Origin of the sequence: Methylobacterium durans, from assembly GCF_003173715.1 — a bacterium.
In the GTDB taxonomy this organism is placed as follows: domain Bacteria; phylum Pseudomonadota; class Alphaproteobacteria; order Rhizobiales; family Beijerinckiaceae; genus Methylobacterium; species Methylobacterium durans.
In genome coordinates this window covers 550,538-574,333 of sequence record NZ_CP029550.1, presented here as the reverse complement: position 1 = coordinate 574,333, position 23,796 = coordinate 550,538, and the positions used below count along the sequence as shown (strand labels likewise).

Here is a 23,796-nt window from a genome sequence, read left to right as displayed (position 1 = left end):
CGAGGCTCGCGAGACGCAATCAGCACCCGATCGGCTCGATCGCATTGAGAGAGGCCTGAGACTGTCGCGTCCGCCTTCTTGACGACGCCCGCGCCCCCGGCATCTTCGGCGGGGGAAAAGGCCGGCGCGGGGCGGACCCGATGGAGGATTACAAGGCCGATCTCTACCGGCAGCTTCGCCTGATCGAGATCGCCACGGGCGAGGCGGCGGGGCCTGCCTGCCGGACCTCCTGGCCCGCCTCCAGCACCACCGTTCCCGCCCCGCCCGGAACCCGCTCCTCGCAATCTATCGCCGCTGGCGGATCCGGCGGCTCGCCCGCGCCGTCGATGAGGCGCGCTGGCATGTGGAGCAGGGCAGGCTCGCCCGGCTGGCCGGCCTAGCCGGCCGGAGGCCCCGGAGCGACACTTGACCGTTGCTTGATCTCGTCGCGCCACCCTTCGGACAGGCCGCCGCGAGACAAATCGTTTTCCCTATTGAGCGCTGGCCGAGGCGGATTAATAGTTTCGTGTCGACCGGCATGCGAGTTCTGACCGGTCCAAGAACAGAACCGGCGGCGGCGCGCGGCCGCACGCTCCGGAACAGGTCGGATTTTCGGGGGCACAGCATGAAGATTCAGACGATTTCCGCAGGTCTCGCGGGCGCGGCACTCCTCCTCGGCATGATTTCGCCCGGTGAGGCGGCGAACCGGAAACTGTTCGAGAAGGTCGGCAAGTGGGAGGTCGAGCGCGATCTCTCGGTGAGTGGGGCCCATGCCTGCCTCGCGGCCAAGATCTACAAAGACAAGGCCGACGACGACGCCGAGAACGCCGTCGTGTTGAAGCGCGACGAGGGCGTGGTCGTCATCTCGCTCGGCTACGAGAACTGGGGCTGGGACAAGAAGGAGGAGGTCGAGGTCGCGTTCCTTCTCGACAAGCGCATGATCCTCAAGGACTCGAAGTGGACCGGCGACGACACGACCCTATACACGAGCTTTCCCGAGCGCATCCTGCCGGACCTGATCGGCGCCAAGAAACTCGTCCTGCGCTTCAGCGACGGCGACGCCGACTTCGACCTCGCCGGCCTGCCCGACGCCTACGACGCGCTGAAACGCTGCGACGCGGCTGCCGCCGTTGCGGCCGACATCGCCAAGCCCGCAGCACCGCAAATCGCCGCTCCCGTCCCGCAGGCAGCGGCCGCCCCGCCGCCGGCCGCGCCCGTTCCGCAGGCCGCAGTGCCCGCCGTCGCCGCGGCGCCGGCCCTCCCGAGCAAGGAGCGGATGGCGGTCTACTTCGTCGCCGGGATGGTGCAGGAAGCTCTCAAGACCTGCGATATCCGCTCGACAGGCAAGCAGCGCGCCGACCTCGACGCCAAGGTCGCGGCGATGAAGGCCGAGATGGGCGCGGCCGAGGCCGAGCTGCGCAAGGGGATGAAGGAGGCGCTCGCCGAGAAGCCGTGCCCGAAGGGCGACGACCTCGCGAAGGTCGAACGCATGCTGCAGGACCTCATCGACAAGACGCCCGACGAGTTCGCCGCGCAGATGGATAAGGAGAGCGCCGCCAAGGAGGCGAAGGCCGACGACAAGCCCTGAGAGGCGACGGTTCCGCGCGGACGGGAGGGGGGTCGTCTCAGGTCGACCAGAGTAGGAGTAGCCCTCCCCCCCGCCTTGCCTATAATGCGCCGCAATTCGAGCCCCGCACGAGCGAGCGCATGACGTCCCGCATTCCCGATTTCACGACGATTCCTTACGAGCCGGCCGCCGTCGCCGCGCTGCCCGCATCCGGCGAGCCCTGGATGACGCCCGAAGGGATCCCCGTGAAGGGGCATTACGGGCCGCAGGACCGTGAGGGCATCGAGTTCCTGAACACCTATCCCGGCATCGCGCCCTACCTGCGCGGTCCCTATCCGACGATGTACGTGACCCAGCCCTGGACGATCCGGCAATATGCCGGCTTCTCGACGGCCGAGGATTCGAACGCCTTCTACCGGCGCAACCTCGCCGCCGGGCAGAAGGGGCTCTCCGTCGCCTTCGACCTCGCCACGCACCGCGGCTACGATTCCGACCATCCCCGCGTCTCGGGCGATGTCGGGATGGCCGGCGTCGCGATCGATTCGATCTACGACATGCGCACGCTCTTCTCCGGAATTCCCCTCGACGAGATGACCGTGTCGATGACGATGAACGGGGCGGTGCTGCCGATCCTCGCCCTCTACATCGTGGCCGCCGAGGAGCAGGGCGTTCCCCCGTCGAAGCTCGCGGGGACGATCCAGAACGACATCCTCAAGGAGTTCATGGTCCGCAACACCTACATTTACCCGCCCAAGGGCTCGATGCGGATCATCTCGGACATCTTCGCCTACACCTCGGCGAACATGCCGAAGTTCAACTCGATCTCGATTTCCGGCTACCACATGCAGGAGGCCGGCGCGACGAACGACCTGGAGCTCGCCTATACGCTCGCCGACGGCGTCGAGTACATCAAGGCCGGCCTCGCGGCGGGGCTCACCATCGACCAGTTCGCACCGCGCCTGTCCTTCTTCTGGGCGATCTCGACGAACTTCTTCATGGAGGTCGCCAAGATGCGGGCGGCGCGCCTGATCTGGGCGAAGCTCGTCAAGCGGTTCGAGCCGAAATCGGACAAGTCGCTGCCGCTGCGCACGCACTCCCAGACGTCGGGCTGGTCGCTGACTGCGCAGGACGTGTTCAACAACGTCACCCGCACCTGCATCGAGGCGATGGCGGCGACGCAAGGGGGCACGCAGTCCCTGCACACCAACGCGCTGGACGAGGCGCTGGCGCTGCCAACCGACTTCTCGGCCCGCATCGCCCGCAACACGCAGCTCTTCCTGCAGCAGGAGAGCGGCACCTGCCGGATCGTGGATCCCTGGGGCGGGTCCTACTACGTGGAGCGGCTCACGGCCGACATCGTCGCCCGGGCCTGGGAGCACATCCGCGAGGTGGACGACCTCGGCGGCATGGCCAAGGCGATCGAGGCTGGCATCCCGAAGCTACGCATCGAGGAGGCCGCGGCCCGCGCGCAGGCGCGGATCGATTCCGGCCGGCAGACCATCGTCGGGGTCAACAAGTACAAGCCGGACGACGAGCGCGCGATCGAGCTACTGCGCGTCGACAATGGCAACGTGCGCACCCTCCAGATCGACAAGCTCAAGCGCCTGCGTGCCGAGCGGGACGAGGCGGATGTGCAGGCGCGCCTCGCGGCGCTCACCCAGGCGACGGAGGGCACAGAGAATCTGCTGGCGCTCGCGGTCGACGCGGCGCGGGCCAAGGCCACGGTCGGCGAGATCTCGGAGGCGCTGGAGCGGGCCTGGGGCCGTCACCGGGCGGAGATCCGCTCGATCTCGGGCGTCTACAAGCGTGAGGTGGGTGGCATGTCGCCGGTGGTGGAAGAGGTTCGCAAGCTCGTCGAGGCGTTCGAGGAGAATGACGGGCGCCGCCCGCGCATCCTCGTCGCCAAGATGGGGCAGGACGGGCACGACCGCGGCCAGAAGGTGATCGCCTCGGCCTTCGCCGACCTCGGCTTCGACGTGGATATCGGGCCGCTCTTCGCGACCCCGGCCGAGGCCGCCCGCCAAGCGGTCGAGAACGACGTCCACATCGTCGGCGTCTCCTCCCTCGCCGCGGGCCACCTCACCCTGGTGCCGGAACTGCGTGCGGCGCTTGCCGAGGCCGGGCGCGACGACGTGATGATCGTGATCGGCGGCGTCATCCCGCCGGCCGATTATCCGGCGCTCTACGAGGCGGGGGCGTCCGCGATCTTCCCGCCCGGGACCGTGATCGCCGAGGCGGCGGTCAAGCTCATCGCGGAACTGAACGAGCGTCTCGGCTACGTCGCGCGTCAAGCGGCGGAGTAACGGAGCGCGGGCCCGAGCGATCACGAATCGACCCCGCGCACGTTGTTCGCGATCATCCGGTCGGAGCCGACGGAAAGCCGTTGTTCCGGCCCCAGACGATCACCTCGGAGCGCTTGTGCAGGCCGAGCTTGCGGTAGAGCGCGGCCGTGTGATTGCGCACGGTGTTGCGCGAGAGACCGAGGCGGCGGCTGATCGCCTCGTCGCCGAAGCCCGTGCAGATCAGTTCCAGCATCTGACGCTCGCGCAGCGTCAGGTTCAGCACCGCGCCATCGCCCCGGCGGCCGGGGTGGCGCAGGCCCGCGAGCTTCTCGATGAGCCCGCGGCTGAACCACGACGTGTCCGCCATCACGGCCTCGATCGCCGAGAACAGCTCGCGCTCGTTGCGCTTCCGGTCGGTGATGTCCTGCAGGACGACGAGCAGGAAGGCGTCGTCGCCGATCGCGATCCGCTCCGCGGCCACGAGGCTGTCGAGTTCCTCCCCGTCGCGGTGACGCAGGCAGGTCTCGAAGCCGCTCGCGACCTCCGTGCGCTCCACCATGCCCTCGAACAGCTCCCGGGCCGCATCCCGGGAAAACAGGCCGAAGCGGATCGGCGTCGCTCCGATCACGGCGTCCTCCCCGTAGCCGAACACGCGCGTGAAGGCCGCGTTGATGCCCGTGACCGCACGGTCCGAGACGCGCAGGAGCAGGGTCGGCACCGGCGTGAGCCGGAACGCCTTCTCTAACCGCTCCTCGCTCTGGCGCAGGGCTGTCTCCGCCTTCCGCCGCAATTCGAGATCGGCGAAGGTGAAGAGCATGCAGGGCTCGTCGCCCATCTCGATCGGCTGCCCGGCGACGATCACGAATCGCGAGCCGCCGTCCGGCAGCTCCAGCCGGGCCTCCATCTGCGGAATCGTCCGGCCCGCATGCAGGCGCTCGATGGCGAGCTCACGCTGCCGGGCGCCGGCCAGCACGTCGACTTCGTAGACGCTGCGTCCCACGACCGCGTCGCGCAGGTGGCCGGTCATCTCCAGGAAGCCGGCATTGACCTTGACGTGGCGCAGGTCCGAGAGGCGGCAGATCACGGCCGGGGCCGGATTGGCGCTGAAGGTCCGCTCGAAGCGCTCCTCCGCCTCGTACTGGGCCGTGACGTCCCGGAGGATCAGCGCCCGGCAGGAGGGATCGCCGCCGGCATCCGTGACGACGAGGCTGCGCAGGGAGTGGACGAAGGCGAGGTCCGGCTCGGCGACCGACGCGAGGTCGACGACCTCGTCCCGGAAGGTCTCGCCGGCCACGAGCCGCTCCAGCGGCCAGGCCGCCGGCGCGGCGCCGTCGCGGTAGCGCAGCCGAAACCGGGAGCGGTAGCCGCCGACGCTGTCGCCGAGGGCGCCGAGGTCTCCGGCCCCGTGCATCGCCAGCGCCGCGTCGTTGGCCCACGCGATCCGGCCGTCGTCCTCGACGAGGATGACGCCGTCCGTCAGCCCGGCCACGATCTGCCGGAGTTCCGATCGGTCGACGCCGTCCGTCACGTGCAACCCTCGAGCCTGTCCGCGGGGAGGCGCAAACGCGACGACAACCAGGCGCGGGCCCGCAGGTTCCGCCGAGCTTCGCATCTCCGGCGGATCGCGGATCATCAATGCCGGTCCGCGATCCGGCGACCGGAAGCGACGGCAGAGCTTGCCTGCACTTCGCGCGTATTCGGAGTCACCGCACTTCGTCAGCAACGAACAGAAACATTAAATCGCGTTCATGTCGAAACGAAATGAACAGCGCGCCGTTCCAAGCAAAACGAACGGAGGAATAGCTCATGAGACTGAAGCTTGCGGGAGCCGCGGCTCTCGCGCTCGGCACGATGATGATCAGCGGCGCCGCGGAAGCGCGCGGCGGTTGCGGGCCCGGCTTCCACCGCGGATTCTATGGGTATTGCCGCCCGAACGCGTTCTACAGGCCGATCGTCTATCGCCCCGCCTTCTACGGGTACCGGCGCGTCGGCTGGTACGGTCCGCGCTGGCACCGGTGGGGGTATCGCCGGGTCGGCTGGTACGGTCCGCGCTGGCATCGCTGGGGCGGCTACCGGCCGGTCGGCTGGCATCGCCCCTACGGATGGGGCTACCGGCACGCTGGCTGGGGCTGGCATCACCGCTGGTGACCGGCCGCGCCGTCGGGGCGCGGGGCGACAGGCGCGGGGGAACGGGCTGCGTGAGGCCCGTCACCCCAAATGCGCGCCCCGCGCGCCGATGATGTCAGAGCACCTGCCTCGTGCGCGGATGATGTCGCGCGGGACGTGCCGGCACGCGGCCGGGCCGGCGAGCGTCTCTCAGATGTAGTGCCGGAAGACGACGCTCGCGGCCGCCTGCTCGGTGGCGCCATCGACGCCGAGCTTGGCGTCGCGACAGCTTGCGGCGACGGCCGGGACCACAAGGGCGACCAGGGCGAGCAACCAGCGAAACGGGCGGGCAATCGACATGCGAGCCTCCTCGGTGCGAGCCGGACCGACGGGCCGAAGCGCGGCGCCCCAAGCGTTCCCTTGCAGCCATCTTCCTCGGTGGGAACGCCGTCCGGCTGTGCTTCGCCGCACATGGCGGACCGGGGCCGCCGCGTCCGATCCATGATTTAGGGTCCGTACGAACAGAACAATCGTCTCCATAAACTGATCCAAGTTACGATTTGAGACACCGCACTAATACTTTCGATCATCAAGACAAACCCCAGTCCCCTGCGCTAAGACATTTCGGGGCCACAGACGGCGAACGCCGCGTGAGGGGACCACATGAAAGTGGTGATCGGCATCGCGCTCGTGCTCGCATTGCTCGGCACGCTTCCATCCTTGTCGCAGGCGCGCCGGGCGCTCCTCTGCGAAGAAGAGGTGGCCATCGGTCTCGCTCAGGCCGATCCGGCACATGCCGTCAAGCCGGAACCGGTGCCGTCACGAACCTTTTCGCTGATCCTCAACCGCGAGATGCTAAATTTAATCTTCGCGGGGAGAACAGAATTCTACGAATGCCAGGAAGTATACTACCGCGGTGAGGGCCGCCGGCGAACCAACACGATCAAGTGCCAGAACGCCACGAACTTTTTCACCCTCGACCTCTCCCGCTTCAAGTTCGCGAAGTCCCAGTTGAACCCCGAGGATCCGACTGACATCAAGTTCAGCTACGGAACCTGCAAGGCGCTCTGAGAGTCCGTCCAAGAAGTCAGTCCGATCGGGCGAGGCGTCGGACGAGGATCATGAGGGCTGCGGCGTAGAGGACGGCTTTGGCCGAGGCGAGCGTGGCCTCCGTGTCTTTCCAGAGGCGTCGGTTGCGACGGATCCAGGCGAAGAACCGCTCAATCACTCATCTTTGTGCACGCACGGCAAAGCCGACCTGATCGTGCGGCTTGCGCACGATCTCGACGGCGATGATCGTGGCGGTGGCTGGCCTGTCACCGGCATAGCCCGCATGAGCGAAAGGCTTCGCGATGCAAGGGAAGGTCCGGCGCGAGAGGCGTAATACCGGCCAATCAGCCCCGCCTCGCACCCTTATCGGACGGGCTCTGAACTGATGGTACCATCAAAGATGAATCCCCGCTGCTATGCGTTCGCTTGATGTGCCACATCATCATGGCAACCACTTTCATAAAGACTGATATAGCTGGAAGCAGCAGTGGCGAGACTAAATTCTCTGATAATACGCAACCGCGCACTCGCCCCCCGCGCCGTAAGTTCGTCACCCTCGCCGAGAAGGTTATCCAGGGCGGAACACAGCTTATCCGGGTCATTAACTGGCACACAAATCCCTGTCGCGCCTACAACATGCGCCGAGTCGCCAGCGTCCGTTACGACCGCGGGCACACCGCAAGCCATAGCCTCCGCAACCGCGTTGGGGAAACCCTCGTCATGAGATGAGGAGACAAAAACATCAAGACCAGGAAGCACGAGCTCGAGATCAGACCTGACACCGAGCAGACGAATACGTGAGGCAAGATCGAATTCAGCGATCCACTCCCGAATTGTCGGGTTGGACTCCTCTACGCCAGGACCAGCGAGCACGAAAATCGTCTCGGGATGACGCTTCAGCAAAGCCGCAGCCATTTCAAGAAAACCACGGTAGTTCTTCTGTGGATTGAAACGTCCTACCATGCCAACGACCGGGGTTTGGTCCGTTGCACCAATCGTAGCGCGACATACGCGCCGTGCATTCGAATCCGGACGAAACCGTTCCGTGTCGATCCCATTAGGAATGACTAGCATCTTCCGAGCATCATACCCCATCTTGACATGTGAGTCCCGTGCTGCAGTCGCGCAACAGACGATCTTATCGGGAACTACTTTCGAAAGCAGAGCGCTGGCTCGCGCCACCTGAATCGTGCTGCGCTTGTTGTGTTCTGCTGCAAGTTTTGTCAATCGCACGTTCCAGAATACCGCAGGAACCCCGGCCAAGCGAGCCGCTACCCCGCCCAAGAGATCTGCATGGTACATCCACGTGTGAACTGCATCAGGTCGGCTTTTGCGCAAATATCGAACCAGTTCAATCAGCTTGACCGGCGCCGATGCTGCAGTCATCCCGAGTGCTCGAACAGGTGTGCCACTTGCTTCGATGCGTGAAGCAAAATGACCGCGTGTCGTTAGCGAGATCACTTCACAGCTATGGCGCGCTGACAATGGCACAAGCAATCGGGAAAGGAACGACTCTGCACCGCCGACCTCAAGTCCGGTTATTATATGCGCAATTCGCATCTTGAACCCACACACAAGCTCTTGATAATTTGTAATCCTGTTTTTCTGCAGAACCTCATCCCGCCTGTGCGGAGCCCAAGGGATTGTCCGCGGTGATTGAGCGGTTCATGCAACTGAGAAGGAACGTGATACGCCGACGAACTTCGCCTAGAGTGAAACGGTTCATCCCGTCCTCCGCAGAGCAAAATCTATCATATCGGAATGTCTTCACACAGCCTAGTCGTTTCGTCTCGCTTTGTAATGGCGCGCCTGGGGGCCTTTCCTATAACTGATGAAGCGCGTCGGAGGGTCAGTCGAGGGTCATCAGTGCCACGCCGTAGAGGATGATGACGACCATCACCAGCACGAGGAGCAGGATGAGGCGGGTGCCGGGCTCGCGCTCTCCAGAGATTTTCCGATCATCGTCCATGTCAGCGCCGACAGTGCATCCGCGGACGGACGAGCCGTGTTACTTCCTGACCTTGCCTGAACAAACGAACGTCGGACATCCGCAGGAATCATGGACGCCGGACCTGCGTGCGTCTGCGTACCGTGGTCACGCGACCTTCCCATGAGCGATCCGCGCCGATGCAACGCGGCGGTCGCAGCGCGGCGACAGTCCGGATCAGCATCCGATGCAGATGTCGCGCACGACGTGATCCCGCTTCGGGCCGGTTCTCTGGTCGGGAAGCCGGCCGGGAGGGGGTATCGGCTTCGCCGAATGGACGGGAGGTGTCAGGTTGGCATTGCGGAAGCCGCCGGCAGGCGGCCGTGCGCCGTCCGCGACCAGCGCCATACCCTGCCAGGGAATCGTGAGGGCCATGCCGGCCGGGGGCGCCGGCCGGGCCCGCTCCGCCGCGGATGCGGCGATCGCGGGCGTCGCGAGGACGAGCGCGACGGCGACCAGGGATCGAGAGGTCATCCAGCACCTCCATCGGGACGATAACGCCGCGTCGCCCCGTCCGGTTCAGCTCGCGCCGGAATGCCGCCCGATCAGATCCTCCGCGTCGACGCCGAGCGCCCAGGCGAGCCGCACGAGAGCGGCGAGATCGAGTTCCGCGCCGTCGCCGCCCTCGACGGCGAGAAGCCGCTCGGGATCGAGATCGGAGAGAAAGGCGAGATCGTCGATCGACAGGCCGAGCGACAGGCGCAGGCGGCGGACGTTGCGTCCCAGACGTCTCAGAAGATCGCTCGGGTCGCGCGCTCGGGCCGGCATGTCCGAGAGATGGGGTCGGGCCTCGACGGATGGTGGAGGGTGCGTCGCTCCGTTCCGCCGAGCGACCGCGCGGCCACGCATGCCGACAAACCCGGGCTCCTGCACTGGGTCAGGATGGTTCAGGATTGACAATCAAAAGTTGAGCCATGCATCCGTTCTGCAAGTGATCATCGAGGAGCGGCAGCTTGAACGTCGCGGCACGTCCCACGCCCGCGGGTTTTCCGACCGGCAGCGGAGAGCTCGGCAGGCTGGTGCTCGCCTTCGACTGGTCCTCGACACCGCTCGGACCGATCGACAGCTGGTCCGAATGCCTGCGCACGGCTGCGAGCATCGTGCTGCTGTCGCCGGTGCCAATCGTGATGCTGTGGGGCGAGGACGGCATCATGATCTACAACGATGCCTACTCGGTCTTCGCGGGCAGGCGGCACCCCGAGCTGCTCGGCAGCAAGGTGCGGGAGGGCTGGCCCGAGGTCGCCGAGTTCAACGACAACGTCATGAAGGTGGGGCTCTCGGGCGGGACGCTCGCCTACCGCGACCACGAGCTGACGCTGCACCGGCACGGCCGTCCGGAGCAGGTCTGGATGAACCTCGACTACTCGCCGGTGCTCGACGAGACCGGAACGCCGGCCGGCGTGGTCGCGATCGTGGTCGAGACCACGGAGCGGGTGCTGGCCGAGCGGCGCGAGCGCTTCCACGCGCGGCTCGCCGACGGCCTGCGCGAGCTCGCCGATCCTCTCGCGGTGAAATCCGTCGCGGCGAGCCTGGTCGGACGCTATCTCGCCGCGGGACGCGTCGGCTACGGCGAGGTCGAAGGGCAGGGCGAGGACACGCACCTTCTGATCGCGCGGGATTGGTGCGCGGACGGGATCGACTCGATCGCCGGCCGCTTCCACATGCCGAGCTACGCGGCGACCTTCATGGCGGATCTCGCGGCCGGGCGCGCGGTCGTGTTCGAGGACATGGAGAACGACCCGCGCCTCGCCGGCCTCGCGGCGTGGCCCGCCCACGAGGCCCTGCAGATCCGCGCGCAGATCATCGTCCCGCTCGTCAAGGCGGGTCGCCTGTCCGCGGTGTTCTTCGTCCACGCGCCGGACGCGCGGGGCTGGTCGGCGGAGGACGTCGCCCTCGTCGGCGACGTCGCCGAGCGGACCTGGGCGTCGGTCGAGCGGGCGCGCGCCGAGACGGCGCTCCGCGACGAGAGCCGGACCGCCGAAACCCTGAACCGGACGGGCGCGGCGCTCGCCGCCGAGCTCGATCTGACCCGCCTCGTGCAGATGGTCACGGATGCGGGCGTCGACCTGTCGGGCGCCGAGTTCGGGGCGTTCTTCTACAATCTGACGAACGAGGCGGGCGAGAGTTACATGCTCTACACCCTCTCCGGCGTCGAGCGCGCGGCCTTCGAGAAGTTCCCGATGCCGCGCAACACCGAGGTGTTCGCCCCGACCTTCTCCGGCTCGGGCGTGGTGCGCTCCGACGACATCCGCGCCGACCCGCGCTACGGTCGCAACGACCCCCACCGCGGCATGCCGCGCGGGCACCTCCCCGTGCGCAGCTACCTCGCCGTCCCCGTCACCTCTCGCTCCGGCGCGGTGATCGGCGGCCTGTTCTTCGGCCATCCGCGCACGGGACGCTTCAAGGAGCGCCACGAGCGCCTGCTGGTCGGTCTCGCGGGCCAGGCCGCGATCGCGATCGACAATGCGCAGCTGTTCCTGGCCGCGCAGCGCGAATTGGAGGAGCGTCGGCGCGCCGAGGAGAAGCTGCGCGACCTCAACGAGACCCTGGAGCGGCGCGTCGCCGACGAGGTCGCCGAGCGCGTGCGCACCGAGGACGCGCTGCGACAGGCGCAGAAGATGGAGGCGGTGGGCCAGCTCACGGGCGGCATCGCCCACGACTTCAACAACCTGCTGACCGGCATCTCGGGAAGTCTCGAATTGCTGCAATCGCGCATCCGGCAGGGCCGCCTCGGCGAGGTCGACCGCTATGTCGGCGCGGCGCAGGGCGCCTCGAAGCGGGCCGCCGCGCTGACCCAGCGCCTCCTCGCCTTCTCGCGCCGCCAGACCCTCGACCCGAAGCCGACCGACGTGGTCCGGCTGATCCACGGCATGGAGGAGCTGATCCGGCGCACGGTGGGACCGGCCCTGGAGATCGTGGTGTCCGCCGACGCGGCGGCCTGGCCGACCCTGGTGGACCCGAACCAGCTCGAGGGCGCGCTCCTGAATCTCTGCATCAACGCCCGCGACGCGATGCCGGAGAGCGGCCGCATCACGATCGCGGCCGCCAACCGGCAGCTCGACGACCGGGAGGCGCGGGCGCACGACCTGCCGCCGGGCGAGTACCTCTCCCTCTGCGTCACCGATACCGGCACCGGCATGACGCCGGAGGTGGTGGCGCGGGCCTTCGACCCGTTCTTCACCACGAAGCCCCTCGGCCAGGGCACAGGCCTCGGCCTGTCGATGATCTACGGCTTCGTCCGCCAGACGGGTGGTCAGGTCCGCATCGAGTCCGAGCCCGGCGCCGGGACCACCGTGTGCCTCTACCTGCCCCGCCATCACGGCACGGTCGCCGAGGACGCGGCGCTCACCGAGCGCCCCGACGCGCCGCGGGCGGTCGACGGCGAGACCGTGCTCGTCGTGGACGACGAGCCCAGCGTGCGCATGCTCGTGACGGACGTGCTCGAGGATCTCGGATACACCGCGATCGAGGCGGCGGACGGGGCGAGCGGCCTGAAGATCCTGCAGACGAACGTTCGGGTGGACCTCCTCGTCACGGATGTCGGCCTGCCCGGCAGCATGAACGGCCGGCAGGTGGCCGACGCCGCCCGGGTCACGCGGCCGGACCTGAAGGTTCTCTTCATCACCGGCTACGCCGAGAACGCGATGCTCCGCGACGGATCCCTGGACCCTGGCATGCAGGTGATGACGAAACCCTTCGTGATGGAGACCCTCGCCGACCGGATCCGCGAGATGATCGAGGCCTGAGGTCCGGTTCGGCGCGCTCCGATCCGCGAAGCGGGCCGCCGCGTCTCGTTCTGGTTGGATCGAACCGATCGTTACATCCGTCAGTTACAGCCGTTGAGCTTGGCGCTGGGGGATGGGCGGATGGCTGAGGCGTACAGGTTCGGGATCGAGGAGGAGATGTTCCTGGCCAGCGCCCGGACGCGGGCCGCCCCGCAGCGCTCGGTCTCGGCCTTCCACGACGAGGCGCAGAGGCGCCTGAAATCCGTCGAGCGGGAACTCCTCAAGAATCAGGTCGAGATCTGCACGCCGCCCGCTGCGCGCTTCGCGGAGGCCCGCGCCGGCCTCGCGGCTCTGCGTGCCGGCCTCGCGGAGATCGGTCGCCGGCACGGGCTCCTCGTCTTCGCCGCCGGCACGCACCCGACTGCATCCTGGCCGGACCAGAAGCAGACCCAGAAGGCGCGCTACGAGGCGATGATGGAGGATCTGCAGATCGTCGGGCGGCGCTCCGTCGTCTGCGGCCTGCACGTCCATGTCGAGGTGCCGCGCCCCGAGAGACGGGTCGACACGATGAAGCGCCTGATGCCGTTCCTGCCGGTGCTCCTCGCGCTCTCGACCTCCTCGCCGTTCTTCGAGAAGCGCCGGACCGGGCTGGCCGGCTACCGCCTGCGGGCCTACGCCGAGTTGCCGCGGACCGGCCTTCCCGAACTCTTCGACGACGCGGCGGATTTCGACCGCTACGTCGCGGGCATGACGAAGGCCGGCGCCGTCAAGGACCCGACCTATTTCTGGTGGCAGGTCCGCCCCTCGATCCGCTACCCCACCCTCGAGCTCCGCGTCGCCGACAGCTGCACGCGGCTGGAGGACACCCTCACGATCGCCGCGCTCTACCGCTGCCTCGTCCGGCTCCTCGACCGCCGGCCCGACCTGCACGCGCGGATGACCGGCGCCTCGCGCGGCTTCGTCATGGAGAACCTGTGGCGCGTCGAGCGCGACGGCGTGCACGCGACGCTGATCGACGAGGCGAGCCTCGGCGCCGTCCCGCTCCGCAAGGCGCTCGACGCGACGCTCGCCCTGACCGAGGAGGACGCGGAGGCCCTCGGCTGCCGGGCGGAATGCGAGCACGCCCGCCAGATCGTCCGCCGCGGCTCCAGCGCCGACATCCAGGTCGCGACCTACGAGGCCGCCCTCAAGGACGGCCGGAGCGAGCGGCAGGCCCTGAGCGCGGTGATCGACTGGCTCGCGGCCGAGACGGCGAACGTGGCGGCGTGAGCGGGCAACAGCCGGTACGATACCTAACCCATTCAGGCAAAGCCACTTTCTTGCCACGTGCGACCGCCTACCCTGAGACAGGTAGTGGCGTGGGCGTAGCGTAGGAGAGGCGTATGGCGGACCACACGCAGGAGGCGCTCGCCACCATGCTGGAGACCGCCTGGGCACAGACCCAGGCCATTCGCGAGAAGACCGGCATCGTCGTCGAGCTCCGCTTCACCACGATCGGCCTGACGATCGTGTCGAACGATTTCCTGTGCGGTCGCATGGCGACGGTATCCTGGAGCGACCTGAAGCACGCGGACACGCTGCCGACACTGCTCAGCCAAGCCCTCGCCCTGGTGGCGGACCAGCCGCGGCGGCAATTCACCCCGATCTCCGTGCAGGAGCGCAGCGCCGCGCCCGCTCCGCGCGAGCCGGCGCGGGGTCAGGAGGGGTTGAGGGGAAGGCGCGGCCAGAGCAGCCGGCCGCACACGAAGTCCGGCCGCGCCGAGCGCAAGCGCTCGCAGGCCTGAGGAACGCCCGCGCCGACCGTCACGCGGCGGTTTAACCTCCGGTTAACCCGCCTCGCGGATGGTCGGCCCGCGACCTGAGGCGCCCCCGACGATCCCGCACACCGACCCTGCGTCGAGCGATGCCGGACGATCCGCGGCCCGATGGAGAGGTCGTGAAACCTTTCGCCCCGCGGTGCCACGGCTCGCGGGGCTTTTCCGTCGTGCGGTGGCAGACGAACCGTTCGGGCCCGATTGACCCGCCCGCGCCCTGCGGCAGAGTACGCAGCGCGGCTTGCCGCACTCTGTGACAGCTCTTCGACCCGCCCGGCCGAGCCCCCTCTGCCGCGGCGGGTTCTTTTCGCGCGGATCCCGGCCCCCTCGATCGCGACGCCTGCGGTTTCGGCCCGCGAAACCTCCGTGATCCGGGTCACGGTGCGGCGCATGCCCCTCGGCCATTCAGGACAGGCGAGCCGAATCCATCGGCTCATCCACGAGGAGGCACGATCATGGGACGGCTCATCACACTCACCGCCGCGCTCGCGCTCGCCGCCGCGGCGCTCGGCGCCTCCGAGGCGTCCGCCCGCGGCTTCGGGCGTGGAGGCTTCGGGCATGGCGGCTTCGGCCACCATCACGGCTTCGGACGCGGCTTCGGCTGGGGCCCGCGCTACGTCGCGATCGTGCCCGCCTATGTCAGGACGTGCCGGGTCACGCGCTTCATCGACGCGGACGGAGACCTCGTGGTGCGCAAGATCTGCGACTGAGGGTGAGCGTCGCGCCGCGGGATGCGCGGTCCGCTCCGAGCGGGCGATGCGCGTCCCGTCGCTTGAAAACACGGTGTTGCGCCCGAAGCGCAACAGCAACCGGCACGCCGTTTGCTCGTTCATGTTCCAAGAATAGCGAACCGACAGAGGAAGCGCCCAGAACGCCAGAGGATGATGGCGCATGCTCTACGGCCTATACTTCCTGACCTGCCTGTCTGCGAACCCGACCCATTGCGTGACGCGCGTGCACTTCTTCAGCGAGGAGGTCACCACGCCGCAGCAATGCCTCACGGTCGCTCAGCCGCAGATGGCCCATTGGCAGCGGATGCACGATCGCTGGCGGGTCGAGAAGTTCCGCTGCGGCAAGCCGCCGAGGGATGACGGCGCGCGCATCTGATCCGAGGATCGCGCAGATCGAGATGATCGACGCGAGGCCGAACACGATCGACGCGCAGGCGAGCGCGTCGACGCGGCGATCCACAGATCCTCGTTCCCTGTCTGTGCCGAGCGGGTGTGCGTGCCGCCCTCTGAACGGTCACGCCGGGACGCCGATCGGGCGTCGAAGGCAATTCGGCCTCCGGACATCGCCGAGAGCGACGCGGCGGAACCCGCTGGCCGGAGACGCTCGACCTCCCGAGGCATGCCAGCTCTGGGGCGCAGCAGGACGAGCCCGCACGGGCGCCGGCCCCGAATGTTGCAGACGTGTGACGCTCGGACTTTAAGCGCGCGGTCAGCACTTATCCTCACACGGTGGTCAGATTTCGGGTGCTATCTGCGATCTCACATCCACTCGGTTCGCTGTCGCCATCCGATCATGTCCACTGCTCTCGACCACCTCCTGCTCGAACACCGCGAAGTCGTCGCCGTCGCCGTGAGTTCCGGGCTCTTTCTCGCCGCAGTTCTGTTCGGAGCCTGGGTGATCGGCTGAGCAGCACGGCCGTCAGCGCTTCACGAAGCCGATATCGTCGGCGACGGCCCCGAGACGCGCAGGCGCACGCTCCTTCCGCTCGCTGTAGCGGTCGACGAGATACTCGGCCCGCTCGCGGGTCAGGAGCGTGAACTTCACCAGCTCCTCGCACACGTCCACGACCCGGTCGTAGAGCGGTCCTTCGCGCATGCGCCCCGCCTCGTCGAACTCGCGATAGGCCATCGGAACGGACGACTGGTTCGGGATGGTGATCATCCGCATCCAGCGGCCGAGCACGCGCAGGCTGTTCACGGCGTTGAAGCTCTGCGACCCGCCCGAGACCTGCATGACGGCCAGGGTACGCCCCTGCGTCGGGCGGACCGAGCCCTCGCTCAGCGGCAGCCAGTCGATCTGGCTCTTCATCACGCCGGTCAGATTGCCGTGCCGCTCCGGTGAAACCCAGACCTGCCCCTCCGACCACAGGGACAGGGCGCGCAGTTCCTGAACCTTCGGATGGTCGGCCGTGGTGTCGTCCGGAAGCGGCAGCCCATGTGCGTGGAAGATCCGAACCTCGCCGCCCATCCGCTCCAGAAGACGTGCCGCCTCCTGGGCGAGGAAGCGGCTGAAGGAACGGTCCCGCAGAGAACCGTACAGGATGAGGAAGCGCGGCGGATGCGCGAAGCGTGACACGTCGCCGAGATCCGATGCGGTCGGCACCGCGAAATGGGCGTCTACGAGATGGGGAAGGCCATCGCTGAAGGGCTCGAGGGGCTTGTCCACGCCAACGCCTTTCTCTACGTTTCAATGATTCTTGAGTTATTGAGCCAACGATGGATGAACGGCAAGCCCTCTCGGCCTTCGCGGCCCTCGGCCAGGAGCACCGCCTGAAAGTCGTGCGCGCCCTCGTCACGGCCGGGCCCGACGGGCTGGCCGCCGGACTGCTGGCCGCCGAGCTCGGCCTGTCGACGTCGAACCTGTCGTTCCATCTCAAGGAGCTCGATCACGCGGGCCTGATCGGCTCGCGGCGGGAGGGCCGCTCGATGATCTACAGCGCGTCCTATCCGACCCTGTCCGGCCTCATCGCGTTCCTGATGCGCGATTGCTGCCGGGGCCGCCCGGAGGTGTGCGCGCCGGCCGTCGAGGCCCTGTCCGCCTGCTGCCCCGCGAACGGAGATTCCCCCGGTGACTGAGCCGTTCGACGTGGTGATCTATCACAACCCCGCCTGCGGAACGTCCCGCAACGCCCTCGCGATGATCCGGAACGCCGGAATCGAGCCGCACGTCGTCGAGTACTTGAGGACGCCGCCGACGCGGACGCTCGTGCAGCGCCTCGCGGCGCGTGCAGGTCTCAGCATCCGCGACCTGTTGCGCGAGAAGGGCACGCCCTACGCCGATCTCGGGCTCGGCGACCCGTCGCTCACCGACGCGCAGCTTCTCGACGCCCTCGCGGAGCACCCGATCCTCCTGAACCGCCCCCTCGTCGTGACGCCGAAGGGCGTCGCCCTGTGCCGGCCTTCCGAGACGGTGCTCGACCTGCTCCCGCCCCAGAGGCAGGCCTTCGCGAAGGAGGACGGTGAGCCTGTCGTCGACGAGCACGGCCGGCGCATCGCCACCGCCTGAGCAGTCCGATGTCCACCTTCGAACGCAATCTCACCGTCTGGGTCGCGCTCTGCATCCTGGCCGGCATCGGGCTCGGCCACGTGCTGCCGGGCTTCTTTCACGCCATCGGCTCCGCCGAGGTCGCGCGGGTGAACCTGCCCGTGGCGATCCTGATCTGGCTCATGATCGTGCCGATGCTGCTGCGCGTCGACTTCGGGTCGCTCGCCGAGGTCGGACGCCACTGGCGCGGCATCGGGGTGACGCTTTTCGTGAACTGGGCGGTGAAGCCCTTCTCGATGGCGGTGCTCGGCTGGCTCTTCGTGGGGCACCTGTTCCGACCTCTCCTCCCGGCGGACCAGATCGACAGCTACATCGCCGGGCTGATCCTGCTCGCGGCGGCGCCCTGCACCGCCATGGTGTTCGTCTGGTCGAACCTCATTCGCGGCGAGCCGAACTTCACGCTGAGCCAAGTGGCGCTCAACGACACGATCATGGTCGTGGCCTTCGCGCCCATCGTCGGGCTGCTGCTCGGAATCTCGGCGATCACCGTGCCGTGGGACACGCTCCTCCTCTCCGTCGCGCTCTACATCGTGATTCCCGTCGTCGCGGCGCAGATCCTGCGGCGCGCGCTGCTCGCATCCGGTGGCGAGGACGGGCTTCGGCGGCTTCTCGCCAAGCTCGGTCCGCTGTCGCTCGGCGCGCTTCTCGCCACGCTCGTCCTGCTGTTCGGCTTCCAGGGCGAGCAAATCCTGGCCCAGCCTCTGGTGATCGGGCTCCTCGCGGTGCCGATTCTCGTTCAAGTTTACCTCAACGCGGGGCTGGCCTACCTGTTGAACCGCTTCGCCGGCGAGCAGCATTGCGTGGCCGGTCCCTCGGCCCTGATCGGTGCCTCGAACTTCTTCGAACTCGCGGTCGCGGCGGCGATCAGCCTGTTCGGCTTCCACTCGGGCGCGGCGCTCGCAACCGTCGTCGGGGTCCTGATCGAGGTCCCGGTGATGCTCACGGTGGTGCGCATCGTGAACCGGACGAAGGGGTGGTACGAGCGCCGGCCGACGGGAGGGATCGCGCTCAGGTCTGAAACGCGGCGCCTCTGACGGCCGGGCGCCCAGGCCGCGCCCGTAAGACGATGCAAAGATGTGATCGGCCATGCTGGCGCCGCCCTCGCGGACAGGCTGCCGATGACCCGTTCCAGACCCTATCGCTCGCTCGCCCGGCGGCTCGGGCGCGCCGTCGCCAGCGCCGTGCTGATCGCGCTCGTCGTCGGGACCGGCCTGACCGTCCTCGGCGAGGTCGGCCGCTACGCCACGGACAAGCGCGACGCCCTGCGCGCCCTCGCCACCGTCTTCGCGAGCGCCACTGCCAAGGCCGTCGCCGCCGACGACGAGGCTGGCGCCTCGGCCGCCCTGCGGGCGATCGCCGCGCAGCGCAACATCAGCTACGTGGCCGTCGCGCGCGGAGATGGGACGCCGTTCGCCGAGCAGGGGATCGGCTTGCGGCTCGCCGACGACCTCGATCTCGACCGCCAGGACGGCGTGTCGGCCCTCGACCTCGCCCTGACCCGCACCGTGCGTCTCAGCGTTCCGGTGGTCGATGCCGGCCGTGAGATCGGCTCGGTGACCGTGGTCGCCGAGACCGGCGACCTTGCCGATCGCCTGCTCGCGGTGCTGCGCAACGCCGCGCTCGCGGCGGTGGCAGCCCTCGCGATCGGCCTCCTCGTCGCCTGGCGCCTGCAGAGGGCGCTGACGCAGCCGCTCCGCTCGCTCGCCGAGACCATGAACGCGGTTCGCGAGAACCACGACTACGCCACGCTCGCCTCCGTCACCACGAACGACGAGGTCGGCGCGCTCGCCACCACCTTCAACGGGCTTCTCGGCGCCGTGCGCGACCGCGACCGGGCGCTCGCCGACCACCGCGCCTCGCTGGAGCAGGAAGTCTCGGACCGGACGCTGGACCTGCGCGTGGCGAAGGACATGGCCGAGGCGGCCAATGCCGCGAAGTCGACCTTCCTGGCCACGATGAGCCACGAGATCCGCACGCCGATGAACGGCATGCTGGTGATGGCCGAGCTCCTCGCCGCCGCCGCCGACTTGCCGGCCCGCCAGCGCCGCTACGCCGAGGTGATCGCCCGGTCCGGCCAGAGCCTACTGGCGATCATCAACGACATCCTGGATTTCGCGAAGGTCGAGGCGGGCAAGCTGGAGCTGGAGCGCATCCCGGTCTCCCCGGCCGACCTCGTCGACACGGTGGTGACGCTGTTCGGGGAACGCGCCCGCGCCAAGGGGCTCGACATCGCCGCGCACGTGGCGCCCGGCGTGCCGGCGAGCTTCGCGGGCGATCCGGTGCGGCTGGGGCAGGTGCTCGGCAACTTCGTCAACAACGCGCTCAAGTTCACAGAAGCCGGCCACGTGCTGATCCGGATCGCGGCGATCGATGCGGGGCGCATCGAGATCAGCGTCAGCGACACGGGCATCGGCATCCCGGTCGACAAGCTGCCCACGATCTTCTCCGCCTTCTCGCAGGCCGACCAGACGACGACGCGCCGTTTCGGCGGGACCGGGCTCGGTCTCTCGATCGCGCAGTCGCTCGTCGCCGCGATGGGTGGCGAGATCGGCGTGTCGAGCGCGGTCGGCGCCGGCTCGACCTTCTGGATCCGCCTGCCCGTGGAGGTCCTCTCCGAACCGAAGCTGATCGGCCGCGTGGAACAGGTGTCGCCGTTCGTTCGCGTGGAGGGCCTCGGGGCGGCGACCGGGACCGTCGTCGGGACCTCGCTCGGCGAGGCCGGCTTCCTGCCCGGCGCGAGCGGCGCGGGAGCCCACGCCATCGTCGCCGCAAGCCTGCTGATGCAGGGCGGTCGCCGACCGATTGGAAGCGGACGGGTCCTCGCGATCGCGCCGATGGGCGATGCGAGCGGCGCGCAGGTGCTCAAGCTCGGCCTCGCCGACGACGTCCTGCGCTGGCCCCTCGTCCAGGCCGAGTGGCAGGCGGCCCTCGCGGCCCTCGCCGAGGATCGACCCGTCGCGAGCGCCGAGATCGTCGCCGGCCCGTCGGAAGCCCCGCCCCGATACGAGAGCCTGCGCGTCCTCGTGGCGGACGACAACGCGGTCAATCGCGAGGTCGCGGCCGAGGCCCTGCAGCGCTGCGGCGTCACCGACATCCGCATGGCCGAGAACGGTCGGGAGGCGCTGGATCAGGCCCGCCTCGGCGGCATCGACCTCATCCTGATGGACGGGAGCATGCCCGTCCTCGACGGCTTCGATGCGGCCCGCGCCATCCGCGCCGAGGAGCGGGCGGCCGGAGCGGGAGCGGTGCCGATCTACGCCCTCACCGCCCACGTGATCGGGACCAGTGCCGATGCGTGGCGGGACGCCGGCATGGACGGGGTTCTCGTCAAGCCCTTCACGCTGGCCGATCTCGCGCGCGTCCTCGCCGACGTCGGGACGCCGGTGGCCGACCGCGCCCACCCTGCCGAAACCGGTCCGCTCCCAGCGCCGAGCCGGGCGGACGACCCGGCCCCTTCACGCCTCCTGAATCCCGACACCCTGGCGAGCCTGTCGGACATCGCCGAGCAGAGCGGGTCCTCCTTCATCCAGCGGTTGCTGCGCCTGTTCCGCGAGCACGGTCCTACCGCTCTCGACGCCCTGCACGCGGCAGCGACGGCATCCGACGCACCCGCTTCGGCGAGCGCCGCCCACAGCCTCAAGTCGATGTGCGCGAATGTCGGGGCCGAGGCCCTCGCCGGGCGCCTCGCGGAGATCGAGCGCGCCGCGCGCGTCGACGGGATCTGCGCGGACGCGGCCTGCATCCCGGCCCTGAGAGCCCTGTTCGAGCGGACCGCGACGGAGTTGGAGGCGTTCTTCGGCCACAGGCTCGCCGCCTGAGGGCCCCGCGCGCAGCGGCCGTGCCCTCAGGCGCCGTCATTCGCCGCGCAGGGCCGGCCACCGGGCAGGACCACCTCGTCGCGCCCGTTGACGCTCTTGCCCTCGCGGACGGGCCAGAGCGTCGTGGTGGTGAATTCCCAGCCGTTGAGCACCGGGACCAGCCGGAAGACCGCCCGGTACTGCATCTTGACCTCGGCCATGACGTAGCGGGCGCCGTCGATCCGCATCCCGAGGGGCGCGGGTCCGATGGTCGAGCCGGGCTGGCGCGGCACGTCCTTCTGCGCCGCGCTGGAGCAGACCTTGGCGACGAACCCCTCCGGCGTCCGGTAGATCCCGGCCGCCGTGAGCACGATCCGCGCCGTGCCGACATCGTAGGGCTCCGCCACGGCCTGGGCCGCCGCGTAGACCTCGTCCAGGCTCTGGAAATCGTTGCGGGAGATCAGGTCCGCCATCGTGCCGGCGCCGCTCGCGAGGCGTCGATTGATCGAGAACGCGCGCGGAACGTCGATCGTCGCGGTGAAAAGCAGGATCAGGATCGGGGCGATCAACGCGAACTCGACCGCGCTGACGCCGTCGCGCCGTGCGGCGAAAAGGTGGAGATGTCGGGAGAGGCCCGTCACGGCGACGTTCGGCGCGAGCCGGCCCGGCACGGGACGGCGCCCGGAACTCGGACGATGCCGCGCCACCCGGCCTGTTGCCGACGAATGGACCGACCGACCGACCGTGTCATGCGGAATGCCCGACTCTGCTCCCCTGCAGATGCTGATGACGCGACAACTGACAACACATCGTGAAAAGTGTCGGGAAGCCCCAGCTTCCGGCCCGGCTTGCTTAACGCAATCCTGCCCGGCCGAACGTGAATTTGCCCGGACCAAGAATGGTCACGAGGTTTTCTCGGCCGCGCGCATCCCGAGCGATACCGTCTGGGCACCTCTAGCGATGCGGAGCTTCGGCTTAACACACGCTTAGGTTGAAGAATCACTGCGACTAATCCATCGAACGCTTTGGCAATGTTTGCGCTGTATCCCTGCCTAGGGTGGGAGCGACGGCTGCGGTGCGGGTGATTTTCGATGCGGGTGCTCGTCCTCGACGACGCTGAATTGAACAACCTCCTGATGATGGAGGCCCTGCGCCCGATCCCGGATTGCGCACCGCAGGACTTCACGCGGCCGGCCGAGGCTCTGGCCTTCGCCGAGGCGCACGCCCACGATCTCGGTGTCGTCCTCACCGATTACGACATGCCCGGCATGAACGGGATCGCCTTCATCGAGGCGATCCGGGCGCTGCCGAAGCTCGCGCACGTGCCGATCGTCATGGTGACCAGCATCGAGGAGCGCCGCCTGCGGCGGGAGGCGCTGGAGGCCGGCGCCACCGACTTCCTCAACAAGCCCTTCGACCCGGTCGAGGTACGGGCCCGCGTCGCCAACCTGCTCGCCCTCAGCCGGGCCTACCGGCAGCAGCAGGATCACGCGTCCATCCTCGAGCGCGAGGTCGCCGCCGCTGTCGCCACGGTGGAGGCGCGGGAGCGCGAGATCATCACGCTCCTCATGCGCGCGGCCGAGCACCGGGACACGGATACGGGCAACCACATCGCCCGCGTCGCCGCCTACGTGGCGCTGACTGCCGAGGCCCTCGGCTACGCGCCGGATGAGTGCCGCCAGATCAGCCTCGCATCGACGATGCACGATGTCGGCAAGATCGCGGTGCCGGACGCCATCCTGCTGAAGCCCGGTTCCCTCACCAGCGCCGAGCGCGACGTGATGGAGCGCCATGCGGAGCGCGGCCAGCGCATCTTGGAGAGCAGCACGTCGCCGATCGTGCGGCTCGCCGCCGAGATCGCGGGGACCCACCACGAGCGCTGGGACGGCACCGGCTACCCGCACGGCATCCGCGGCGAGGCGATCCCGCTTTCGGGCCGGATCGTCGCCGTGGCGGACGTGTTCGACGCGCTCACCACCGAGCGCCCCTACAAGTCGGCCTGGGCCCCGGAGGCGGCGCGGGCCTACCTTCTCGAAAAGTGCGGCACCCATTTCGATGCGCGGGTGGTCGAGGCGTTCTTGAGCCGCTGGGACCAGATCGTCCGGCAGGTCATGCCGCCGGCGAGCGCGGCGGCGTAGCGGGGGGACGCCGCGCGGCGCGACGGATCAGAGACATGGGGTGGTGGAGGCAGACAAGGTCCGGGATCGACGGGC

At 68.4% G+C, this 23,796-nt stretch carries 22 protein-coding genes and 1 pseudogene; 14 read left to right on the top strand and 9 right to left on the bottom strand.

The genetic code is table 11. The features are described 5' to 3' along the window. Nucleotides 1-163: 163 nt before the first annotated feature. On the bottom strand, nucleotides 164-343 hold the full coding sequence (locus DK389_RS31920) for a hypothetical protein (RefSeq protein WP_162560453.1): 180 nt from the start codon (nucleotides 341-343) through the stop codon (nucleotides 164-166). A 69-nt stretch (nucleotides 344-412) separates the two neighbouring features. Between DK389_RS31920 and DK389_RS02635 the strand changes: the two genes are divergently transcribed. Next, entirely contained in the window at nucleotides 413-1,567 is a 1,155-nt protein-coding gene (locus DK389_RS02635) for a hypothetical protein (RefSeq protein WP_162560452.1), read from the top strand. A 119-nt stretch (nucleotides 1,568-1,686) separates the two neighbouring features. Further along, on the top strand, nucleotides 1,687-3,849 hold the full coding sequence (scpA, locus tag DK389_RS02630) for a methylmalonyl-CoA mutase (RefSeq protein WP_109887316.1): 2,163 nt from the start codon (nucleotides 1,687-1,689) through the stop codon (nucleotides 3,847-3,849). A gap of 52 nt (nucleotides 3,850-3,901) precedes the next feature. Here the strand turns inward: scpA and DK389_RS02625 are convergent, their stop codons facing one another. After that, nucleotides 3,902-5,356, bottom strand: a complete 1,455-nt coding sequence (locus DK389_RS02625) for a PAS domain S-box protein (protein ID WP_109887315.1) — start codon at nucleotides 5,354-5,356, stop codon at nucleotides 3,902-3,904. Nucleotides 5,357-5,634: 278 nt separating this feature from the next. Here DK389_RS02625 and DK389_RS02620 point away from each other — a divergent pair, with 278 nt between their 5' ends. Then, entirely contained in the window at nucleotides 5,635-5,976 is a 342-nt protein-coding gene (locus DK389_RS02620) for a GCG_CRPN prefix-to-repeats domain-containing protein (RefSeq protein ID WP_109887314.1), read from the top strand. A gap of 168 nt (nucleotides 5,977-6,144) precedes the next feature. On the opposite strand, the gene DK389_RS33330 is transcribed toward DK389_RS02620, so the two are convergent. Continuing rightward, on the bottom strand, nucleotides 6,145-6,294 hold the full coding sequence (locus DK389_RS33330; RefSeq protein ID WP_194075153.1) for a hypothetical protein: 150 nt from the start codon (nucleotides 6,292-6,294) through the stop codon (nucleotides 6,145-6,147). 303 nt (nucleotides 6,295-6,597) lie between these two features. Between DK389_RS33330 and DK389_RS02615 the strand changes: the two genes are divergently transcribed. After that, nucleotides 6,598-7,005: a hypothetical protein gene (locus tag DK389_RS02615; protein ID WP_109887313.1), complete on the top strand. Its 408-nt coding sequence runs from the start codon at nucleotides 6,598-6,600 to the stop codon at nucleotides 7,003-7,005. A gap of 16 nt (nucleotides 7,006-7,021) precedes the next feature. Here DK389_RS02615 and DK389_RS02610 read toward each other — a convergent pair. The 4 genes and pseudogenes from DK389_RS02610 to DK389_RS02595 form a co-directional block, all read right to left on the bottom strand. Beyond that, nucleotides 7,022-7,324, bottom strand: a pseudogene (locus DK389_RS02610) (IS5/IS1182 family transposase); the annotation flags it as partial. A 74-nt stretch (nucleotides 7,325-7,398) separates the two neighbouring features. After that, nucleotides 7,399-8,544: a glycosyltransferase family 4 protein gene (locus DK389_RS02605; protein WP_109887312.1), complete on the bottom strand. Its 1,146-nt coding sequence runs from the start codon at nucleotides 8,542-8,544 to the stop codon at nucleotides 7,399-7,401. 604 nt (nucleotides 8,545-9,148) lie between these two features. Further along, nucleotides 9,149-9,445, bottom strand: a complete 297-nt coding sequence (locus DK389_RS02600; protein ID WP_109887311.1) for a hypothetical protein — start codon at nucleotides 9,443-9,445, stop codon at nucleotides 9,149-9,151. A gap of 45 nt (nucleotides 9,446-9,490) precedes the next feature. After that, nucleotides 9,491-9,739, bottom strand: coding sequence for a helix-turn-helix domain-containing protein (locus DK389_RS02595; protein WP_109887310.1), 249 nt, complete (start codon nucleotides 9,737-9,739; stop codon nucleotides 9,491-9,493). A gap of 185 nt (nucleotides 9,740-9,924) precedes the next feature. On the opposite strand from DK389_RS02595, the gene DK389_RS02585 reads away from it, so the two are divergent. The 5 genes from DK389_RS02585 to DK389_RS02565 all read left to right on the top strand — a co-directional run bounded on the left by DK389_RS02585 (nucleotide 9,925) and on the right by DK389_RS02565 (nucleotide 15,617). Then, a complete protein-coding gene (locus DK389_RS02585) occupies nucleotides 9,925-12,717 on the top strand; it encodes a GAF domain-containing protein (RefSeq protein WP_418292002.1) in 2,793 nt (930 codons plus the stop codon). A gap of 120 nt (nucleotides 12,718-12,837) precedes the next feature. Beyond that, nucleotides 12,838-13,965, top strand: a complete 1,128-nt coding sequence (locus DK389_RS02580; protein ID WP_109887309.1) for a carboxylate-amine ligase — start codon at nucleotides 12,838-12,840, stop codon at nucleotides 13,963-13,965. A gap of 113 nt (nucleotides 13,966-14,078) precedes the next feature. Next, nucleotides 14,079-14,480: a hypothetical protein gene (locus DK389_RS02575; protein ID WP_109887308.1), complete on the top strand. Its 402-nt coding sequence runs from the start codon at nucleotides 14,079-14,081 to the stop codon at nucleotides 14,478-14,480. A gap of 485 nt (nucleotides 14,481-14,965) precedes the next feature. Further along, nucleotides 14,966-15,220 (top strand): hypothetical protein, encoded by a 255-nt coding sequence (locus DK389_RS02570; protein ID WP_109887307.1) that lies wholly within the window; start codon nucleotides 14,966-14,968, stop codon nucleotides 15,218-15,220. 181 nt (nucleotides 15,221-15,401) lie between these two features. Beyond that, entirely contained in the window at nucleotides 15,402-15,617 is a 216-nt protein-coding gene (locus DK389_RS02565; protein ID WP_109887306.1) for a hypothetical protein, read from the top strand. Nucleotides 15,618-16,160: 543 nt separating this feature from the next. Here DK389_RS02565 and arsH read toward each other — a convergent pair. Continuing rightward, complete coding sequence (arsH, locus tag DK389_RS02560; protein WP_109887305.1) at nucleotides 16,161-16,907, bottom strand: arsenical resistance protein ArsH; 747 nt, start codon at nucleotides 16,905-16,907, stop codon at nucleotides 16,161-16,163. A gap of 50 nt (nucleotides 16,908-16,957) precedes the next feature. On the opposite strand from arsH, the gene DK389_RS02555 reads away from it, so the two are divergent. The 4 genes from DK389_RS02555 to DK389_RS02540 all read left to right on the top strand — a co-directional run bounded on the left by DK389_RS02555 (nucleotide 16,958) and on the right by DK389_RS02540 (nucleotide 21,604). Then, entirely contained in the window at nucleotides 16,958-17,317 is a 360-nt protein-coding gene (locus tag DK389_RS02555; protein WP_109887304.1) for an ArsR/SmtB family transcription factor, read from the top strand. After that, entirely contained in the window at nucleotides 17,310-17,747 is a 438-nt protein-coding gene (arsC, locus tag DK389_RS02550) for an arsenate reductase (glutaredoxin) (RefSeq protein ID WP_109887303.1), read from the top strand. The genes DK389_RS02555 and arsC overlap by 8 nt, the downstream gene beginning before the upstream one ends. An 8-nt stretch (nucleotides 17,748-17,755) precedes the next feature. Then, nucleotides 17,756-18,820 (top strand): ACR3 family arsenite efflux transporter, encoded by a 1,065-nt coding sequence (gene arsB, locus DK389_RS02545; protein WP_109887302.1) that lies wholly within the window; start codon nucleotides 17,756-17,758, stop codon nucleotides 18,818-18,820. A gap of 84 nt (nucleotides 18,821-18,904) precedes the next feature. Continuing rightward, nucleotides 18,905-21,604: a hybrid sensor histidine kinase/response regulator gene (locus tag DK389_RS02540; RefSeq protein ID WP_109895950.1), complete on the top strand. Its 2,700-nt coding sequence runs from the start codon at nucleotides 18,905-18,907 to the stop codon at nucleotides 21,602-21,604. Nucleotides 21,605-21,630: 26 nt separating this feature from the next. Here the strand turns inward: DK389_RS02540 and DK389_RS02535 are convergent, their stop codons facing one another. After that, entirely contained in the window at nucleotides 21,631-22,254 is a 624-nt protein-coding gene (locus tag DK389_RS02535; RefSeq protein WP_236960547.1) for a TadE/TadG family type IV pilus assembly protein, read from the bottom strand. A 420-nt stretch (nucleotides 22,255-22,674) separates the two neighbouring features. Here DK389_RS02535 and DK389_RS02530 point away from each other — a divergent pair, with 420 nt between their 5' ends. Continuing rightward, nucleotides 22,675-23,721: an HD-GYP domain-containing protein gene (locus DK389_RS02530; protein WP_109887301.1), complete on the top strand. Its 1,047-nt coding sequence runs from the start codon at nucleotides 22,675-22,677 to the stop codon at nucleotides 23,719-23,721. Nucleotides 23,722-23,796: the final 75 nt, after the last annotated feature.

Bases quoted from the DNA above. Each gene is read 5' to 3' on its own strand.
- DK389_RS31920 (WP_162560453.1), bottom strand. From the start codon at position 343: ATGCCAGCGCGCCTCATCGACGGCGCGGGCGAGCCGCCGGATCCGCCA.
- scpA (WP_109887316.1), top strand. From the start codon at position 1,687: ATGACGTCCCGCATTCCCGATTTCACGACGATTCCTTACGAGCCGGCC.
- DK389_RS02620 (WP_109887314.1), top strand. From the start codon at position 5,635: ATGAGACTGAAGCTTGCGGGAGCCGCGGCTCTCGCGCTCGGCACGATG.
- DK389_RS33330 (WP_194075153.1), bottom strand. From the start codon at position 6,294: ATGTCGATTGCCCGCCCGTTTCGCTGGTTGCTCGCCCTGGTCGCCCTT.
- DK389_RS02615 (WP_109887313.1), top strand. From the start codon at position 6,598: ATGAAAGTGGTGATCGGCATCGCGCTCGTGCTCGCATTGCTCGGCACG.
- DK389_RS02605 (WP_109887312.1), bottom strand. From the start codon at position 8,544: ATGCGAATTGCGCATATAATAACCGGACTTGAGGTCGGCGGTGCAGAG.
- DK389_RS02600 (WP_109887311.1), bottom strand. From the start codon at position 9,445: ATGACCTCTCGATCCCTGGTCGCCGTCGCGCTCGTCCTCGCGACGCCC.
- DK389_RS02595 (WP_109887310.1), bottom strand. From the start codon at position 9,739: ATGCCGGCCCGAGCGCGCGACCCGAGCGATCTTCTGAGACGTCTGGGA.
- DK389_RS02580 (WP_109887309.1), top strand. From the start codon at position 12,838: ATGGCTGAGGCGTACAGGTTCGGGATCGAGGAGGAGATGTTCCTGGCC.
- DK389_RS02575 (WP_109887308.1), top strand. From the start codon at position 14,079: ATGGCGGACCACACGCAGGAGGCGCTCGCCACCATGCTGGAGACCGCC.
- DK389_RS02570 (WP_109887307.1), top strand. From the start codon at position 14,966: ATGGGACGGCTCATCACACTCACCGCCGCGCTCGCGCTCGCCGCCGCG.
- DK389_RS02565 (WP_109887306.1), top strand. From the start codon at position 15,402: ATGCTCTACGGCCTATACTTCCTGACCTGCCTGTCTGCGAACCCGACC.
- DK389_RS02555 (WP_109887304.1), top strand. From the start codon at position 16,958: ATGGATGAACGGCAAGCCCTCTCGGCCTTCGCGGCCCTCGGCCAGGAG.
- arsB (WP_109887302.1), top strand. From the start codon at position 17,756: ATGTCCACCTTCGAACGCAATCTCACCGTCTGGGTCGCGCTCTGCATC.
- DK389_RS02540 (WP_109895950.1), top strand. From the start codon at position 18,905: ATGACCCGTTCCAGACCCTATCGCTCGCTCGCCCGGCGGCTCGGGCGC.
- DK389_RS02530 (WP_109887301.1), top strand. From the start codon at position 22,675: ATGCGGGTGCTCGTCCTCGACGACGCTGAATTGAACAACCTCCTGATG.